This is a genomic window from Sphingomonas plantiphila (genome assembly GCF_046000505.1).
Classification (GTDB): domain Bacteria; phylum Pseudomonadota; class Alphaproteobacteria; order Sphingomonadales; family Sphingomonadaceae; genus Sphingomonas; species Sphingomonas plantiphila.
In genome coordinates this window covers 15045-32928 of sequence record NZ_JBELQC010000003.1, presented here as the reverse complement: position 1 = coordinate 32928, position 17884 = coordinate 15045, and the positions used below count along the sequence as shown (strand labels likewise).

General features: G+C 66.4%; 16 protein-coding genes. 10 read left to right on the top strand and 6 right to left on the bottom strand.

Going from position 1 to position 17884, the window contains the following annotated elements; genetic code table 11:
- The first annotated feature begins 42 nt into the window (after nt 1-42).
- The gene (locus tag ABS767_RS15035; RefSeq protein ID WP_408079808.1) at nt 43-411 is read left to right on the top strand and encodes a VanZ family protein; all 369 of its coding nucleotides are present in this window, start codon (nt 43-45) and stop codon (nt 409-411) included.
- Here ABS767_RS15035 and radA read toward each other — a convergent pair.
- Nucleotides 393-1760, bottom strand: a complete 1368-nt coding sequence (gene radA, locus ABS767_RS15030; RefSeq protein WP_408079806.1) for a DNA repair protein RadA — start codon at nt 1758-1760, stop codon at nt 393-395. The genes ABS767_RS15035 and radA overlap by 19 nt on opposite strands.
- Before the next feature lie 83 nt (nt 1761-1843).
- On the opposite strand from radA, the gene ABS767_RS15025 reads away from it, so the two are divergent.
- Entirely contained in the window at nt 1844-2323 is a 480-nt protein-coding gene (locus tag ABS767_RS15025) for a hypothetical protein (protein WP_408079804.1), read from the top strand.
- On the opposite strand, the gene ABS767_RS15020 is transcribed toward ABS767_RS15025, so the two are convergent.
- Entirely contained in the window at nt 2307-3002 is a 696-nt protein-coding gene (locus ABS767_RS15020; RefSeq protein WP_408079802.1) for a glutathione S-transferase N-terminal domain-containing protein, read from the bottom strand. The two genes, ABS767_RS15025 and ABS767_RS15020, sit on opposite strands and share 17 nt — an antisense overlap.
- A 177-nt stretch (nt 3003-3179) precedes the next feature.
- Between ABS767_RS15020 and ABS767_RS15015 the strand changes: the two genes are divergently transcribed.
- On the top strand, nt 3180-4331 hold the full coding sequence (locus ABS767_RS15015) for a glycosyltransferase family 4 protein (RefSeq protein WP_408079800.1): 1152 nt from the start codon (nt 3180-3182) through the stop codon (nt 4329-4331).
- A 39-nt stretch (nt 4332-4370) separates the two neighbouring features.
- Here ABS767_RS15015 and ABS767_RS15010 read toward each other — a convergent pair whose 3' ends face one another.
- The 3 genes from ABS767_RS15010 to ABS767_RS15000 all read right to left on the bottom strand — a co-directional run bounded on the left by ABS767_RS15010 (nt 4371) and on the right by ABS767_RS15000 (nt 5653).
- Nucleotides 4371-4739 (bottom strand): hypothetical protein, encoded by a 369-nt coding sequence (locus ABS767_RS15010; protein WP_408079798.1) that lies wholly within the window; start codon nt 4737-4739, stop codon nt 4371-4373.
- Between the two features lie 132 nt (nt 4740-4871).
- Nucleotides 4872-5198 carry a DUF2218 domain-containing protein gene (locus ABS767_RS15005; RefSeq protein ID WP_408079796.1) on the bottom strand — a complete coding sequence of 109 codons (327 nt, stop codon included), beginning with the start codon at nt 5196-5198 and terminating at the stop codon, nt 4872-4874.
- Between the two features lie 2 nt (nt 5199-5200).
- Nucleotides 5201-5653, bottom strand: a complete 453-nt coding sequence (locus tag ABS767_RS15000) for a PadR family transcriptional regulator (RefSeq protein ID WP_408079794.1) — start codon at nt 5651-5653, stop codon at nt 5201-5203.
- Between the two features lie 241 nt (nt 5654-5894).
- Between ABS767_RS15000 and ABS767_RS14995 the strand changes: the two genes are divergently transcribed.
- Nucleotides 5895-7211 (top strand): replication-associated recombination protein A, encoded by a 1317-nt coding sequence (locus tag ABS767_RS14995; protein WP_408079792.1) that lies wholly within the window; start codon nt 5895-5897, stop codon nt 7209-7211.
- Between the two features lie 59 nt (nt 7212-7270).
- Here the strand turns inward: ABS767_RS14995 and ABS767_RS14990 are convergent, their stop codons facing one another.
- Nucleotides 7271-10078 carry a TonB-dependent receptor plug domain-containing protein gene (locus ABS767_RS14990; protein WP_408079790.1) on the bottom strand — a complete coding sequence of 936 codons (2808 nt, stop codon included), beginning with the start codon at nt 10076-10078 and terminating at the stop codon, nt 7271-7273.
- 259 nt (nt 10079-10337) lie between these two features.
- On the opposite strand from ABS767_RS14990, the gene ABS767_RS14985 reads away from it, so the two are divergent.
- The 6 genes from ABS767_RS14985 (at nt 10338) to ABS767_RS14960 (ending at nt 17875) form a co-directional block, all read left to right on the top strand.
- Complete coding sequence (locus ABS767_RS14985; RefSeq protein ID WP_408079788.1) at nt 10338-11471, top strand: dipeptidase; 1134 nt, start codon at nt 10338-10340, stop codon at nt 11469-11471.
- A gap of 2 nt (nt 11472-11473) precedes the next feature.
- On the top strand, nt 11474-12535 hold the full coding sequence (locus ABS767_RS14980; protein ID WP_408079786.1) for a DUF1611 domain-containing protein: 1062 nt from the start codon (nt 11474-11476) through the stop codon (nt 12533-12535).
- A 73-nt stretch (nt 12536-12608) separates the two neighbouring features.
- Nucleotides 12609-14093, top strand: coding sequence for a serine hydrolase domain-containing protein (locus tag ABS767_RS14975; RefSeq protein ID WP_408079784.1), 1485 nt, complete (start codon nt 12609-12611; stop codon nt 14091-14093).
- A gap of 23 nt (nt 14094-14116) precedes the next feature.
- Nucleotides 14117-16066, top strand: coding sequence for a serine hydrolase domain-containing protein (locus ABS767_RS14970; protein ID WP_408079782.1), 1950 nt, complete (start codon nt 14117-14119; stop codon nt 16064-16066).
- A 3-nt stretch (nt 16067-16069) separates the two neighbouring features.
- On the top strand, nt 16070-17059 hold the full coding sequence (locus ABS767_RS14965) for a dipeptide epimerase (protein WP_408079780.1): 990 nt from the start codon (nt 16070-16072) through the stop codon (nt 17057-17059).
- A gap of 144 nt (nt 17060-17203) precedes the next feature.
- On the top strand, nt 17204-17875 hold the full coding sequence (locus ABS767_RS14960; RefSeq protein ID WP_408079778.1) for a helix-turn-helix domain-containing protein: 672 nt from the start codon (nt 17204-17206) through the stop codon (nt 17873-17875).
- Nucleotides 17876-17884 lie beyond the last annotated feature (9 nt).

The window sequence follows — 17884 nt, the reverse complement described above, 5'->3', positions numbered from 1 at the left end:
AAAGCCCTTTGCCGGGGCGCATCACCGCCCTATCGCAGCGCCATGATTCATCGAGTTCTCGTCCTTGCCTGCTGGGCCGCGGCGCTGCTGGCGCTGGTGATGGCGTCGCTTCCGCACCCGCCCGAACTGTGGACGCGCCCCGACGACGCGACCCAGCATTTCGTCGCGTTCGTCGTGATCACCCTGCTCGCACGGCTCGCCTATCCGCGCGCGCGGATGCTCACGCTGCTGATCGCGATCGCTGCCTTTGGCGGGCTGATCGAGCTCGTCCAGGCGATCCCCGCGCTGGGCCGCGATTGCAGCCTGGACGACTGGATGGTCGATATCGCGGCGACGGCGATCACGCTGGTCCTTCTTGAGCCGATCCAGATCGCGCGCGAGCGGCGCGAGGCTCAGCGCCCGAGCAAGTGATCGACGAAGCCGCCTAGATTGCGGAAGCCCGACAGCGCGACGGCGCCCTCCTTCGCCTGCGCGGCGGGGACCAGTGCGCGGGTGAAGCCGAGCTTCCCCGCTTCCTTGAGCCGCAGTGCGCCATGCGCGACCGGCCGCACTTCGCCCGACAGCGCCAGTTCGCCGAACGCGACCATGTCGGTCGCGACCGGGCGTTCGGACAGTGCGGAGATCAGCGCGGCGGCAACGGCAAGGTCGGCGGCCGGGTCCTGCACGCGATAGCCGCCGGCGATGTTGAGATAGACTTCGCTCGTGGCGAAGCTGAGGCCGCAGCGCGCCTCGAGCACCGCGAGGATCATCGCCAGCCTGCCCGAATCCCAGCCGACCACCGCACGGCGCGGCGTCGCTCCGGACGCGAGGCGGACGACGAGTGCCTGGATTTCCACTAGCACCGGACGCGTGCCCTCCAGCGCGGGGAACACCACCGTTCCGCTGACGCTTTCGTCGCGGCTGGTGAGGAACAATGACGAGGGATTACCGACCTCGGTCAGACCCTCGGTCTGCATCGCGAACACGCCGATCTCGTCGGTCCCGCCGAAGCGGTTCTTGACCGCCCGCAGGATGCGATACTGGTGACTGCGCTCGCCCTCGAACGCCAGCACGGTATCGACCATATGTTCGAGCACGCGCGGCCCGGCGAGGCTGCCATCCTTGGTGACATGGCCGACCAGCACGACCGCGGTCCCGCGCTCCTTGGCGAAGCGGATCAGTTCCTGCGAGGCGGCGCGCACCTGGCTCACCGTGCCTGGCGCGCCTTCGATCAGGTCGCTGTGCATCGTCTGGATCGAATCGATGACCAGCAGGTCGGGCGGGGTCGCGCCGCCGAGCGTCGTCAGGATATCGCGCACGCTGGTCGCCGAGGCGAGCTGGACCGGCGCATTGCCGAGGCCGAGGCGGCGGGCGCGCAGCCGCACCTGATCGGCCGCCTCCTCGCCCGAGACATAGGCGACACCCTTGCCCGCCAGCGCCATCTTCGCCGCCGCCTGGAGCAGCAGCGTCGACTTGCCGATGCCGGGGTCGCCGCCAATCAGCGTCGCCGACGCCTCGACGAACCCGCCGCCGAGCGCTCGATCGAGCTCGGCAATGCCGGTGCTCATCCGCGCCGGCAGCGGGATATCGGCATCGAGCCCCGACATCAGGATCATCCGCCCGCCGCCCTGCAAATTATGCTTGGCCTGGAATGGCGTCACCACCGCGCCGGCATCCTCGACCAACGAATTCCACTCGCCGCAGTCGGCGCACTGCCCCTGCCATTGCGACGTCACCGACCCGCATTGCTGACAGACATAGCGTTTCTTCGGCTTGGCCATGGCGTGCACCTAGCAAAAGCGGAACGATTGGGGAACAGAAAAGCGCGATTGCGTGCTTGCATGCGGGACCATAGGCTCGCGCGATGCTCACCCTGCTTGCCATGACTGCCGTGCTGGCCGTCGCTCCCGCCCCCGCCCCTGCGGACGACTTTGCCCGACTCGCGGCGCTCGCAGGGCACTGGCGCGGGACCGCGGAGGACAACCGCGTCATCGACATCCGCTATCGGCTGATCGCCAACGGGTCCGCGTTGATCGAAGAGTGGACGTCGCCGCGCGGAAACCAGACGATGACCGTCTATTACCGCGACGGCGACCGGGTAATGGCGACGCATTTCTGCGGCCAGGGCAACCAGCCACGTCTCGTGCTGGCTGCGCCCGAGGGGGACTGGATGCGCTTCGCCTTCCAAGATGCGACCAACCTGGCTCCGGGCAAGTCGCATCTGCACGCGTTCTGGATCGAGATCGCGTCCGACGGCACGATGCGCCGCGCGGAAACCTATTCCGCCGGCCCCGAGAGCGAGACCGAGACGATGGTCCTGCGCCGGGTTACCCCTTCGCCGTAACCATCAGTCCGCGCTGGACCGCCGGGCGCGCCAGACCGCGCTCGAGCCAGCCGGCGACGTTCGTGAAAGCGTCAAAACCCACCAGATCGCGCGCCTCGTAGAAGCCGATCAGGTTGCGGACCCAGCCGAGCGAGGCGATGTCGGCGATCGAATAGTCGCCCATGATCCACTCGCGATCCGCCAGCCGCGCGTCGAGCACGCCGAGCAGGCGCTTCGATTCATCGACGTAGCGCTGGAGCGGCCGCTTGTCCTCGATCTCGCGTCCGGCGAATTTGTGGAAGAAGCCGAGCTGGCCGAACATCGGCCCCAGGCCGCCCATCTGCCACATCACCCAGGCCAGCGTCTCGTAGCGCTGGTCGGGATCGAGGAACCGGCCACTCTTGTCGGCGAGATAGATCAGGATCGCGCCGCTTTCGAACAGGGCGAGCGGACGTCCGTTCGGCCCATCTGGGTCAAGGATTGCGGGAATCTTGCCGTTGGGATTGAGGCTAAGGAATTCCGGGCTCTTCTGGTCGTCTGTCGCGAAATCGACGAGATGCGCCTCATAGGGCAGCCCGGTCTCCTCCAGCATGATGCCCGCCTTCACGCCATTGGGGGTATTCAGCGAATAGAGCTGGATGCGGTCGGGATGCTGCGCGGGCCAGCGGCGGGTGACGGGAAAATCGGACAGGTCGGCCATTCGGGAATCTCCTTTGTAGGGTGACGGCACCGGCCCGCTTCCCCACCTGACCACCCATCGAAGATACCTTGCGGGTGGCCGGGTGGGGGAGCGGGCCGGTGCCGCCATCCGGCGACGCCGGATCAAACGTCGCCCACGACATAGGAATGCCGCATTCGCATCGCTATGGGCCGACGAATGAACCCGACCGACCTTCGCGTGGCGCTGTTCAGCGGCAACTACAACTATGTCCGCGACGGCGCGAACCAGGCACTCAACAAGCTGGTGCGCCACCTGCTCGACGCAGGCGTGCGGGTGCGCGTCTATTCGCCGACAGTGGAAAAGCCCGCGTTCGAGCCCGAGGGCGATCTGGTCAGCGTGCCCGCGCTGCCCGTTCCCGGTGGGCGCGGCGAGTACAAGATCGCACTCGGCCTACCGCGCGCGCCGCGCGAGGATCTGGAGGCGTTCGCGCCAAACCTCGTCCATGTCTCCGCGCCCGAATTTCTTGGGCACGCAGCCGTCGCCTGGGCGCGCAAGCGTGACATCGCGACGGTCGCGTCGCTGCATACGCGGTTCGAGACCTATCCGCGCTATTACGGGCTGGGGTTCGTCGAGCCGTGGCTGATCCGACGGCTGACGCGCTTCTACAACAAGTTCGACCGGGTCGTGGTGCCGGGCAACTCGATCGCCGAACTCATCGCGGGCTGGGGCGTGACGACGCCGATCGGAATCTGGTCGCGCGGCGTGGATCACGCCCGGTTCAACCCGGAGCGCCGCGACCTTGCATGGCGGCGCGACCTCGGCATTGCCGACGACGTACCCGCGATCGGCTTTCTCGGACGGCTGGTGCTGGAAAAGGGCCTCGACATCTTTGCCGAGGTGGCGCGCGAACTCACCCGTCGCGGCGTGCCGCACAAGGTGCTGGTGGTGGGCGAAGGCCCGGCGCGCGACTGGTTTGCCGAACAGGTGCCCGACGCGATCTTCACCGGGTTTCAGTCGGGCGATGCACTCGGTCGCGCGGTCGCGTCGATGGACGTGTTCTTCAACCCTTCGGTGACCGAGACCTTCGGCAATGTGACATCCGAAGCGATGGCATGCGGCGTGCCCGTCGTCGCCGCACACGCGACCGGCGCGATGGACCTGGTGGTCGAGGGGGAGACCGGCTTCCTCGTCCCGCCGCGCGACGTGAATGCCTATGCCGATGCGATCGAGCGGCTAGCGCGCGACGCGGCGATGCGGCGGTCCTTCGGCGCCGCGGGTCACGAGAGGATGCAGGTGCAGATGTGGCCGCAGGTCAACCAGGCGGTACTGGACACCTACCTGCAATTGATGGCCGAACGGACACGATAAGGCGTAGGGCGCCGCAGGATCCCGCGACGCCCCCGCGCCTCAGCAGCTGCAGCCGAAGCCCTTCTGGATGATCTGCTGCCCGGCGACCGACACGGTCACCTCGACCCCGCACGGGATGCCCCATTTGGTGCAGATGTCGAGGCACGCCTGCGCCGCCGTGCCGTTCGGGATCCACGACGGCACCGGCAGGCAGACGCTGCCGATGCCGAGCGGAAGGTTGAGGCAGACCTCGCCGTTGTTCACCGTCACGCTGATGCACTGCGCACTGACCTTGAGCTGCCCGTCGGCGAGCGGCGTTTCGTGGCTGATCGTCTCGGCGCGCAGGGTCTCGCCGTGCCGCTGCGCCGCTTCGAGCGCCTGATCGATTACCTTCGCGTCGAATTCAGGCAGTCCTTCTTTCGCTTCCATAATATCCCTCCTGTTGAAATGCCGGAGATCGGCGGAGAGATATTATGCGTTTGATACCGAATAGCTGAGCCGATTATGGTCCTATTTGAATGTTAGCAAATCCGATGCGGATTAACATCGATCCATTTCGAACTATTGCCCAGTATTGGACCAACGATACTCTAGCGCCCCCTCGCGGAATGCGAAGCGATCGACATGGCGTTCGACCGCACCCTTCAGCCCGTCCAGCTGACCCTGCGCACTGGCATCGATCCGGATCGCGAGACCATCGGGTCGCGCATCCAGCGTGACCAGCCCGTCATCGGGCCATTCCGCACCGCGCGCACCCTTGGGGAACACGATCGTGCCATGGTCGGCGTCGAACCGGACCTGCAGATTGTGCTCCCAATGCTTGCACAGTTGCTGGAGATAGCGGCTTGCCTTGTCCGTCGCGGCGAAGCCCGTCGCACTGACCGACATCGTCACAACCTTTCGATCTTGCGCGCCGCCGCATCGATGATCTCGGCGACGGCATGCAGCGTATCCTGCGTCACTTCGCCATCGCCCAGCCGGTGCTGGAGGACCGAACGCAAATTGCCCATCGCGCGACGCACCGGGCTGCCATGGCTGCGCGAGCGCATCGCACCGATGCTCTCGAGCCGTTCCATCAGCGCGGCGACTTCCTCGTCGCGCTCGGTGAGGTGGACGCGGCCGCCATCGGTAATCTCGAACACCTTCTTGGCGTCGTCGCTCTTCTGCTCGGCGATCAGGTCCATGTCGGCGAGCATGGTCAGCGTGGGATAGACCACGCCGGGGCTGGGCGCATAGGCGCCGCCGGTCCGCTCCTCGATCTCGCGGATCAGGTCATAGCCGTGACGCGGGCTTTCCTCGATCAGCTTGAGCAGCACCAGCCGGAGTTCGTCGCCGGCGAACATGCGGCGTCGGCCGCGGCCGCCGCCGCGCCCTTCATCCCCGCGCATATCCCATTCGACGGTGAAGGGACCCCAGGAGCCCCGGCCCCGGCCACCGTGCAGTCCATGCGGCCCGTGGCCGCGATGATGTCCTCGAAACATTCCAAATCCTTCTATATCGATTCGTGATGCGTCAAAGATATATCTTAAACGCATTTTGACAAGCCCCTTCGCGACGGCGGGCGAAGTTCCTATATCGTTCCGCATGGCCGACCTTTTCGGCGGGACCGATTCCGCCACCGCCCCTGCCGCACCGCTTCCCTCCGCGCCGCTTGCCGATCGGCTGCGTCCCGCGCGGCTGGATGAGGTGGTCGGGCAGGATCACCTCACCGGACCGGAAGGCGCGATCGGGCGGATGGTCGCGGCGGGCAAGCTGTCGTCGATCATTCTGTGGGGGCCGCCCGGCACCGGCAAGACGACGACCGCGCGGCTGCTCGCCGACGCGGTGGGGCTGCGCTTCGTCGCGATCAGCGCGGTGTTCTCCGGCGTCGCCGATCTCAAGAAGGTGTTTGCCGAGGCGAAGGAGCATGCCCCGATCGGCAAGCGCACATTGCTGTTCGTGGACGAGATCCACCGCTTCAACCGCGCGCAACAGGACGGATTCCTGCCCTTCGTCGAGGATGGGACGGTGACGCTGGTCGGCGCCACCACCGAGAATCCGTCGTTCGAGCTCAACGCCGCATTGCTCAGCCGGGCGCAGGTGCTGATCCTGCGCCGGCTCGACCATGAGGCGCTGTCGCTGCTGCTCGATCGCGCCGAAGCGATCGAGGGCCGCCCCCTTCCCCTCACCCCCGAGGCGCGCGACGCGCTGGTGGCGAGCGCGGACGGCGACGGGCGCTTCCTGCTCAACCAGGCCGAGACGCTGTTCTCGGTCAGCTTCGACGCGCCGCTCGACCCGGCGGGGCTGTCGGCGTTCCTGCAGCGGCGCGTCGCGGTGTACGACAAGGATCGTGAGGGGCATTACAACCTCATCTCCGCGCTCCACAAATCGCTGCGGGGCAGCGATCCGCAGGCGGCACTCTATTATCTGGCGCGGATGCTGGTGGCGGGCGAGGAGCCGCTGTACGTGCTGCGGCGGCTGGTGCGCTTTGCCAGCGAGGATATCGGACTGGCCGACCCGCAGGCGCTGGTCCAGTGTCTTGCCGCGAAGGACAGCTACGACTTTCTCGGCTCGCCCGAGGGCGAACTCGCGATCGTGCAGGCGTGCCTCTATTGCGCGACCGCGCCCAAATCGAACGCGGCCTATATGGCGATGAAGTCGGCGTGGCGGTCGGCCAAGGAAACCGGATCGCTGATGCCGCCGCAGAACATCCTGAATGCTCCGACCAAGCTGATGAAGGAGATCGGCTATGGCAAGGGCTATGCCTATGACCATGATGCGGAGGACGGCTTCAGCGGCGCCAATTACTGGCCGGAGGAGATGAAGCCGCAGACCTTCTACACCCCGACCGACCGGGGCCTGGAGAAGCGCATTGCCGAGCGTCTGGCGTGGTGGGACGCGCGGCGCGAGGGCGGCGAGTGAGCTGAGATGAACGACCCGGCCGTCGCGCGGACGGCCGGGCGCTCACCGCACGGTTCGGGTCAGAACCTGACCTTCGCGCCGAACGAGAAATAGGTGCCGATCGCATCGTAGAAGACCGGGCCGACCGGGCTGAGCGGCGGCTTTTGATCGAGCACGTTGTTGACGTTGAGCGACAGGGTCAGTCGGTCCGCGACCTTCGCCTGCGCGCCGAGATCGAGATAGGCATAGGCGCCGATGTCGTTGTTCACCAGATAGCCTGTCGGGTTGACCGACTGGTCGAGCTGACTGTTGAACTTGCCCGCGCCGACATAGCGCACGCGCGCGTCGAGCCCCATGCTGTCGTTCTGATAGCTGACACTGAACGTTCCGCGCCAGCTTGGGATCGCGTTGCCCGTGCCTGCGCCGACATCGCCGGCCGTATCGACGCGCGACACGCCGGTATCGATCACGAAGTCGCGGACATGCGTCGCCAGCGCGCGGATGCGCAGCGTGCCCGGGATGTTGGCGATCCGCGACATCGAAGTGACGTAGGACGCCTCGATATCGAACCCGCTGGTTTCGAACACCGCGATATTCTGGGAGTTCGACCGCACTTCGGTCACCGTGCCGGTCGCGTCGCGCGTGATCCGATCGCACGCGGCGGCGCTGCCGTTCGCGCAGGCGAGCGTGAGGTTCGAAGCGGAGAGCGTGGTGATCGCGCCCTGGATCTCGATGTCGTAATAATCGACCGACAGGTTGAAGCCGGGCAGGAATTTCGGCGAGAAGGTCGCGCCGAACGTGGTCGTGTAGCTGATTTCCGGCACCAGGTCGGGATTGCCGCCGCTATAGGTGGTCACCCCCGCAGGCGTGGGGTTGTAGGCCGGGTTGGCCGCCTGTCGCCCGGCGGTGTCGCGATCCACCAACGGACCGATGTTGATCGAGCGGCTGCTGAACAATTCGGTGATGGTCGGTGCGCGGATGTCGCGCGAGCGCGTGCCCCGCAGCAACAGCATATCAAACAGGCTGACGGTGGCCCCGCCCTTCCACGACCAGATGCCGCCGCTGCGGCTATAGTCCGAATAGCGCGCGGCACCGTTGAGGTCGACTTTGGCCGTGCCCTCCACATCGAACAGCGGGAGCGCGACTTCGCCGAACCCTTCCTGCACGTCATAGCCGCCGCTGACCGGCGAGCCGTAGAGGTTGATCGGACCATAGGCACCGGCGAGATCCGGCGCGCCGCTGACCGACCGCTGCTCCTCCCAGCGCCCTTCCGCGCCGAGCACCACCGTCACCGGCCCGGCCCATAGCGAGAACAGGTCGCCCTGCACTTCGACCGAGGCCGCGTCGAGCTTGTTGGTGGTGTCGTTCTGCTGCGTCCCGCGAATATAGGCGAGCGCTTCGGGCGAGGCCGCGTTGAGGCCGAACAGGTTGAGCGGGCGGCATGCCGGATCGTCGTTGGCGGTGCTGGCATCGGCGTTGACCGCACACACGATCTGGCCGCCGCTCGACACCGCGTTGATCGCCTTGTTGAAGTTCGAAACGATGCGCGCGTTGCGGATGCGCTGCGCCTGATCGACCTCGCCATGGCTGTAATAGGCGCTGGCCTTCCAGCTGCCGCCGAGATCGACATTGACGCCGATCGCGCCCTCTTTCTGTTCGCGCGTGCCGTCATAGATCAGGCTGTAGGGCCCGGTGTAGAGACGGCCCAGCGTGAAGCTTGTCTCACCGGCATTGGCGAGCGCCGTGCGGATCGACTGCGACAGGAACGGGTTGGTCGCCGAGATCGTCTGCGCTCCAAGCCCGATGTCGGGCAGGAAGGGATATTTCGATTTCGACCGGCCATAGGTGACGTCGGCCCACAGTTTCACCGCACCGAAGTCATAGGTCGCGCGGCCATAGGTGCTGATGCGTTCGAGCGGGGTCGTCACCGCGATCACGTCATAGAGGCCGACCGCGTCGGCGCCGCCGATCACCTGCGACGGGAAACGGATCGCGGGATTGGAATTGACCGAGGTGCCGGGGCGATAGGTGCGCAGCGTGCCATCGTCGTTGAACATCTGGCCGGCCAGGACACCGGTCGTGATGAGACCGCCGGGCGTCTGGTTGCCGTAATTGACGTCGGGCACCAGGATCTGACGCAGATCGGTCGCGGACGTCGGGTTGAGGCGCACGATCCCCGCGCTGCCCAGCCGATCGCGCGAGTTGCGATCCGGGATCGATTCGTCCTTCACATATTCCGCGCCAAACAGGATCTGACCGCGCCCATCGGCGAAGGACGTGCCGGCGGTGATGTCGCCGCCATAGCGCGCGCCGTCCCCGCGTGAGGAAATGCCGCTGACTCCGCCGACGGTCACGCCTTCGAAGCTCTCCTTGAGGATGATGTTGACCACGCCCGCGACTGCGTCCGAGCCCCACGCCGCCGATGCACCGCCGGTCACGACTTCGACCCGGTCGACCAATCCCATCGGAACATAGTTGAGGTTGTTGTTGCCGACGAAGCGGCGCTTGTTGACCAGCGTCAGCGTGCGGTTGGTGCCGAGCCCGCGCAGATCGACCGGTGCGCTGCCGCTCGACGTATTGCCGACCGACACCTGCGTGGTGACCGTGGGACGGAAGGCAGGCGAATCGTTGAGCACCTGTTGCAGGTTCGGGCGCTGGCCAAGGCGAAGTTCCTCGGTGCCGATCACCGTCGTCGGGGTCGGCTGATCGAAGCCGTCGCGCGAGATGCGCGATCCGGTAACGACGACTTCTTTTTCCGATTCGGCTTCTGGCGCCGCATCAGCCGTCTGCGCGAATGCAGGCACCGCGCCGATCATCGCTGCAACCATCGCGGCAGCGCTGCTTCCCTGGGCAATCGTCCGTCCCAGACCGGATACGAGGTTGCGCATATTGTCTCCCCTTGTGTTGGCTCGCCTCTCGGACGGCCATCCTCTCCCGCAACGAAAGTGACATATTGTCCTGATCCGGACAATATATTTCATTGAAGGACCTTTTTGCGCAATTTTTCCGGGAAAGCTGATAAGTTGAGGCTTCGCGACACGCCTTCGCGCGACCTGCTTTCCGACTGCCATTCCATCCGAATCTGGTCGTTGACCTTTTCCGTTTGGGACTATAGCGTCCTTATCAGAGAATTCGGGAGGGAAGGTGATGCGGATATCACGTCGTCATGCCATCGGCGCCATGGGGGCTGCGGCGATCGCGGCTCCGCATGTGGCCCGTGCCAGCTTTCAGGTGAATCCGGTGACCGGACGCAGCTATTCGAAGCGCGCGATCGAACTGGTGCGCGAGTCGGTGGTCGTCGACATGCTCGCGCCGATCAAGATCGAGTTCGGCCCCGAATTCTACGCCAAGCCGATGAGCGAGCAGATGGCGGCGGACTTCCGCGCCAGCGGGATCAACGCGATCCACCATGCAGTCGGGCTCGGCGGGCCCGATGCGCGCGAATCGGCGCTCGAATTCTTCGCGATCTGGGGCAATTACGTCGCGCGCAACAGCCATGTGCTGACGGGGATCAGCAGCTTCGCCGATATCCTGCGCGCCAAGCAGGACGGCAAGGTCGCGGTCATCATGGGCCTGCAGAATGCCGACCACTTCCTGCGCCCCGCCGACGTCAAGACCTTCTACCAGCTGGGCCAGCGCTGTGCACAGCTGACCTATAATTCGCAAAACCGGATCGGTTCGGGCTCCACCGACCGCGTCGACGGCGGGGTCAGCGACTTCGGTGCCGAGATCATCAAGGCGATGAACGAGGTCGGCATGCTGGTCGACGTGTCGCATTGCGGCGATCGCACCACGCTCGACGCCATCGCCATCTCGCCCAAGCCGATCGCGATCACCCACAGCAACTGCCGCGCGCTGATCGAACATCCCCGCGTCAAGACCGACGAGGCGATCAGGGCGCTGGCGGCGAAGGGCGGCGTGATGGGCATCACCGGCGTGCGCAACTTCGTCAGCAAGACCGATCCCACCACGATCCGCAACTATGCCGATCATATCGACCATGTCGTGAAGCTGGTCGGGATCGACCATGTCGGCATCGGCACCGATTCCGATCTGTACGGCTATGACGACACCCCGCCGGAGATGAACAAGATGCTGCGCGGCGCCTACAAGGACAGCTATGCCTTTCGCGAGAAGATCGACATCGACGGGTTCGACCACCCGCTCAAGATGTACGAGCTGACCGACGAGCTGATCCGCCGCAACTATTCCGATGCGAACATCAAGGCGGTGCTGGGCGGCAATTTCCAGCGTCTGCTGACCGCGACCTGGGGAGCCTGATCATGGGCAATGCATCGGTATTGGCCGCTCCGTCGGACGCACCCGAGCGCGCCGCGCCCGGGCTTCCCCAACCCTATCTGCTGTTCCTCGGCGACACGCGCGAATCCGGCTACGCCAAGACCGCCTTCGGCCTGCGCGACTGGGCGCCCGAGCGGTGCGTCGGCGAATATGCGCTGACGGAAGCGGACGTCACCACCGGCCTGACGCGCATGACGCCGATCGAGGCGCGGTCGGCGGGGGCACGGTCGCTGCTGATCGGTGTCGCCAATCCCGGAGGCACGATCCCCGAAAGCTGGCGCGCCGCGCTGCTCGACGCGCTAGAGGCGGGGCTGGATATCGTCAGCGGCATGCACATGCGCCTGACCGACATTCCCGGCCTAGCGCATGTCGCCGAGCGGCTGGGGCGCCGCCTGATCGATGTGCGCGTGCCGCCCGCCGATATCCCGGTCGCGAGCGGACGCAAGCGCAGCGGCAAGCGGCTGCTGACCGTCGGCACCGATTGCGCGCTGGGCAAGAAATATACCGCACTGGCGCTGTGGCGCGCATTCGCGGCGCGCGGCGTGGACAGCGATTTCCGCGCGACCGGACAGACCGGGATCATGATCGCGGGCGGCGGCATTCCGATGGACGCGGTCGTCTCCGACTTCGAGGCGGGGGCGGCGGAACTGCTGTCGCCCGACGCCGCGCCGGATCATTGGGACGTGATCGAGGGTCAGGGCGCGCTCACCCACCCGTCCTTCGCCGCCGTCTCGCTCGGCCTGCTGCACGGCAGCCAGCCGGACGTGTTCGTCGTGTGCCACGAGCCGGGGCGCACGGAGATGATCGGGACGGCGAGCTATGCGCTGACCAGCATCGAGGAGATCGTCGACCTGACGATGAAGCTCGGCAGCCGCACCAACCCCGCGATCCGCTGCGGCGGCTTTTCGTTCAACACCGCGGCGCTGAGCGATGCCGAGGCGACCGACCTGATGGCACGCGAGAGCGAGCGGCTGGGGCTGCCGGTTGCGGACCCGATCCGCGGCGGACCGGCATTCGACGCGCTGGTCGCGAGCTGCCTCGCATGATCGCGGCGCGGCGCCTGGGCAACGACCCGGCGCCGCGCATCCCGTACGTCCGAATTTCAGGGGAGAGAAACTGATGCAGCGACCATCGTCCTGGCTGCGCGCCACCGCCGCGCTTGCGCTGATCGGCGCCGCGCTTCCCGCCGCCGCCAACAGCCGCGCGCCCGTGCCCGCCGCGACCTATACTATCCCCCCTGCCCGCATCGCCGGCCTCGCCGATTTCGTCGACGGCGTGATGGCGCAGCAGATCGCGACGCGCGAAGTGGCCGGCGCGGTCGTCACCGTGGTGTATCAGGGCAGGATCCTGTTCTCGCGCGGCTATGGCTTTGCCGATGTCGACAAGGGCATTCCGGTCGACGGCATGCGCACCCTGTTCCGCCCCGGTTCGACGGGCAAGATGTTCACCTGGTCCGCGCTGCTCCAGCAGGTCGAGGCGGGCAAGGTCGATCTCGACGCCGATGTGAACAAATATCTCGACTTCAGGATTCCCGAGTTCGAAGGCCAGCCGATCCGGGTGCGCGACCTGTTCGCGCACGCGGTCGGCATGAGCGACGTCGGCGATCTGACCGCGCCGTCGGTCGACAGGCTGGTGCCGTATCAGCAATGGATGAAGTCGCACGTTCCCCAACGGCTATGGCCGGCGGGTACCGAGACCTCCTATTCCAACTATGGCTCCGTGATCGCCGGCTATATCGTCGAGCGGGTGTCGGGCATGCCCTTCCCCGACTATGTCGAAAAGCACATCTTCCGTCCGCTCGGCATGACCTCGACCACCTTCCGCGAGCCGTTGCCCGCCGCGCTCGCCCCGCGCATGGCGAAGGGCTATGTGGTCAAGGACGGCAAGCTCGTGGCAGAGCCGTTCGAGCTGTTCAGCCCGGTGATGCCGGCGGGATCCGCAAGCAGCAGCGGCGCAGACATGAGCCGCTTCATGCTCGCGATGCTGGGCGGCGGCGCGTGGAACGGCAAGCGCATCCTGAGCGCCAAGTCGGTTGCCTATCTGATGTCGGATTCGCGCGCCAATGCGCCCGATCTGCAAGGAATGGCGCACGGCTTCTTCGTGGTACGCAAAGCGGGGCCGCGTTTGGTGGGCCATGGCGGCAATACCGGTGACTTCCATTCGAACATGATCCTCGCCCCCGAGGCGGGGCTGGGCTTCTTCGTGTCGGAGACCGGCGGCGCGGGGAGCTATGGCGGCCGCACCGAACTGACCGAGGCGCTGATCGGTCGGCTGTTCCCGGTCGACCCGGCACCGCGCGTCGCCGCTCCGGCGGGGGAGCGCGTGCCGGTCGGCGCCTATCGCATGAACCGGCGCGACTATGCGCGCCCGGCCGATCCCGACAACGACTGGCAGGTCGTCGCCGCTGGACCCGATGCGATCACGCTGGTGATCGACGGCGCCAAAACGCATTGGGAACGGATCGGGCCGCAGCTGTATGAGCGCCGCACCGGCGCACGCGCAGGCGGTCCGTTCGAGCGGCTGCAATTCTATGGCGGCGCGGGCAAGTGGCGCATGTCGCTGAGCTCGCTTCCGCACGTCGCGTTCCACCGCGTAAAGCCCTGATTCCAACGCCAAGGAGAGGTCGCATGAAATTCCTCGCCGCACTCGCACTGATGACCCTGCCCGCCGCCGCCCTCGCGCAGACCGTGGCCGTCGACACGTCCGGCAAGACCGCGACCGGCGTGCAATTCGTCCAGCCCAAGGACTGGACCGCCGCGCGCAGCGGACAAACGGTGACCTTCACTGCGCCGGAAGGCGATCTGCGCATCTCGGTAATCGACGTCGGCACTGCGGCCGATGGCAAGGATGCGGCGGCCAAGGCATGGACCGCGGTTCGTGGTACCGCCGGCCCCGAGCCGCGCCTCGCCACACCGGTCCCGGCGGGCGATGGGTGGGACGAGCGGCTGGCGCTGTCCTACGAAGTCGCGCCGACCGAGCGCGCGGTGCGTTCTGCGCTCGCGCTGCGCAAGGGGACGGCGTGGACCGTGCTGATCGTCGATGGCGGCGCGGGTACCGCCGCAAAACGCTCGGCGGCGATGTCGGTGGTGCAGGCCGCGCTCAAGCCCGCCGGCTATCAGGCCGAGAGCTTTGCCGGAAAAACCGCGCACGAACTGACCCCCGAGCGGATCAAGCTGCTCACCGATTTCGTCGATAAGGCGCGCCAGACGCTCGAGGTGCCGGGGGTCGGCTTCGCGCTGATCGATGACGGCAAGATCCTGTGGCAGGGCGGCTTTGGCGTCCGCGCGCTCGGATCGTCGGCCAAGGTCGACGAAAATACCAAGTTCATGATCGCGTCGAACACCAAGGGGATGACGACGCTGCTCCTGTCGGTGCTGGCCGACGAGGGCAAGCTCGACTGGAACGAGAAGGTCGTCGACCTCTATCCCGAATTCCGGCTGGGCAACGACGAAGTCACCAGGTCGGTAGAGGTGCGGCATCTGATCTGCGCCTGCACCGGCCTGCCGCGCAAGGACTATGGCTTTATCCTCGCCGACAAGGGGCAGCCGGCAGCGGCGACCTTCACCCAGCTCGCCGCGACGATGCCGACCAGCAAGTTCGGCGACCTGTTCCAGTACAACAACCAGCTGGCGTCCGCGGCCGGCTATGTCGGCGGGCATATCCTCTATCCGAAGATGGAGTTCGGCGCCGCCTATGACCGGGCGATGGAGGAGAAGATCTTCAAGCCGCTGGGCATGAAGGATGCGACCTTCGACTATGCCGAGGGCATGGCCGGCAACTGGGCGGCGCCGCACGGCCTCGACATCGACGGCAAGGTCACGCTGATGTCGAACGACTTCAACTGGGCGCCCTATCCCTATCGCCCGGCGGGCGCGGCGTTCGCTACCACCGCCGACATGATCCGCTACGTCAAGCTGGAGCTGGGCAAGGGCGTGCTCGACGGCAAGCGCATCGTCAGCGAGGCGAACATCCTCAAGCGCCGCGAGAAGGGCGTCCAGGTCGGCCCCGACAGCTGGTACGGCATGGGGCTGTTCCAGATGGACGCCAAGGGCGTCAACGTCGTGACGCATGGTGGCACGCTGCTCGGCTATCACAGCAACTGGTACGCGCTGCCCGAGAGCGGCGTCGGCATGATCATCCTTACCAACAGCGATCCGGGCGCATCGATGCTCGCGCCGACGCTGCGCCGCCTGCTCGAGATTCTCTATGACGGCCAGCCCGAGGCGGAGCGCGACGTCGCCGCCGCGGCGGCGCGGATCAAGGCCGGGGCCGAGGCCCGCCGCGGCCGCCTGACCTATCCGGGCGACCCTGCGGTGCTCGGCAACCTCGCCGGTCACTATGTCGATCCGGCAGTCGGCCAGATCACGATCAGCGAGAAGAACGGCGCCAAGTGGATCAAGGCCGGGTTCGTCGAAGGCCCGATCGCCACGCGCAAGAATGCCGACGGCACCGTCTCGATCGTCTCGGTCGGGCCGGGCAGTATCGGCGTCGAGGCGCTGGTCGGCGTCAAGGACGGCAAGCGCACGCTGACCATCAACGACGGGCAGCAGAATCAATATGTCTATGTCGAGGATTGAGGAATGAAGCTGACCGTCGCGCGTGAGAGCCTGCCGCTCAAGGCGCCGTTCCGCATCTCGGGCCATGTGTTCGAGACGTCGGATATCATCGTCGTCACACTGGAAGATGGCGGCGCGCGCGGGCGCGGCGAGGCGGCGGGGGTCTATTATCTCGGCGATGACGTCGACCATATGCTCGCCGCGATCGAGACCGCACGCGGCGCGATCGAGGCGGGCATCGACCGCGCGGCCCTGCGCGAACTGATGCCCGCGGGCGGCGCGCGCAACGCGGTCGACGCAGCGTTGTGGGAGCTTGAGGCGGATCGCGCCGGCGTGCCGGTCTGGCAGATCGCCGGGATCGACGCGCCGCACCCGGTGATCACCACCTTCACGCTGGGCGCCGACGATCCCGCGGCGATGGCAGAAGCCGCGCGCGGCTGGGCCGATGCGCGCGCGATCAAGGTCAAGCTGACCGGCGACGACGCGATTGACGCCGATCGCGTCCGCGCGATCCGTGCGGCGCGGCCCGATGTCTGGCTGGGGGTCGACGCCAACCAGGGCTATACGATCGACCGGCTCGACGCGCTGGTCGCGGTGCTGGTCGAGGCGAAGGTCGACCTGCTCGAACAGCCGTTGAAGCGCGGGCGCGAGGCCGATCTCGACGGCTACAGCTCGCCGATCCCGCTGGCCGGCGACGAGAGCATCCTGACGCTCGAAGATGTAGGGGGCGCGAAGGGGCGGTTCGACGTCATCAACATCAAGCTCGACAAATGCGGCGGGCTGACCGAGGCGCTGATGATGGCCGACAAGGCCGAGGAACTGGGCCTTGGCGTCATGGTCGGCAACATGGTCGGCACCAGCCTGTCGATGGCGCCGGCCTTCATCCTGGCGCAGCGCTGCACGATCGTCGATCTCGACGGCCCGACCTTCCTGAAGGCGGATCGCACCCCGTCGATCGTCTATCGCGACGGGACGGTCACGTGCGACGACAGCGTCTGGGGACCAAGGCGCTAGATAAACGATGGCTGGGGCGGCACCCACGATAGGTCCGTAACGGGATTGTCTGGTGGCGGGACACTGCTATGCACGTAAAGGTGCCGATCAAGATCGATGATCCTGATCGGAAATACCGTCAGCAGTCCCGGATGATCGCCCTTTATGTCTGATACCCCGACCCTCGGCAGTTTCCTGCGGCGCCTGCGCAGCCAGGAGGGCTGGACGCTCAAGCAGATGAGCGAGCGGACCGGCATCCCGGTGTCGACGCTGTCGAAGATCGAGCACAACCGCCTGACGCTCAGCTATGACAAGCTGCTCCAGCTCGCCCAGCGACTGGGGCTGCGCATGTCGGAGCTGTTCGCCGAAAGCGCCGAGCCGGGCGACCAGCAGCAGCAACCGGTGACCGCGCGCCGCAGCGTAGGCAAGATCGACCGCGCGGTGCGGGTCGAGACCGCGAATTACGACTATTTCTACATGAACACCGAGCTGCGCCGGAAGCGGATGATCCCGATCATCACCAAGATCCGCGCGCGCACGGTCGAGGAATTCGGCGAACTGGTGCGCCATTCGGGCGAAGAATTCATCTACGTCCTCGAAGGCGCGATCGAGGTGCATACCGAGTTCTACGACCCCGTGGTGCTGCACGAGGGGGAGTCGATCTACATCGATTCGAACATGGGCCACGCCTATATCGCGGCCGAGGGCTGCGACGAAGCGACGGTGCTGGGCGTGTGCTCCAGCGCCGAGGAACGGCTGATGGAATCGCTGATGACCCTGCAGGGTCAGGAAGTGGTTGAGCAGAACGGCGAACGGCGGTCGAAGTCGGCGCTTTAGGGCGGAGCG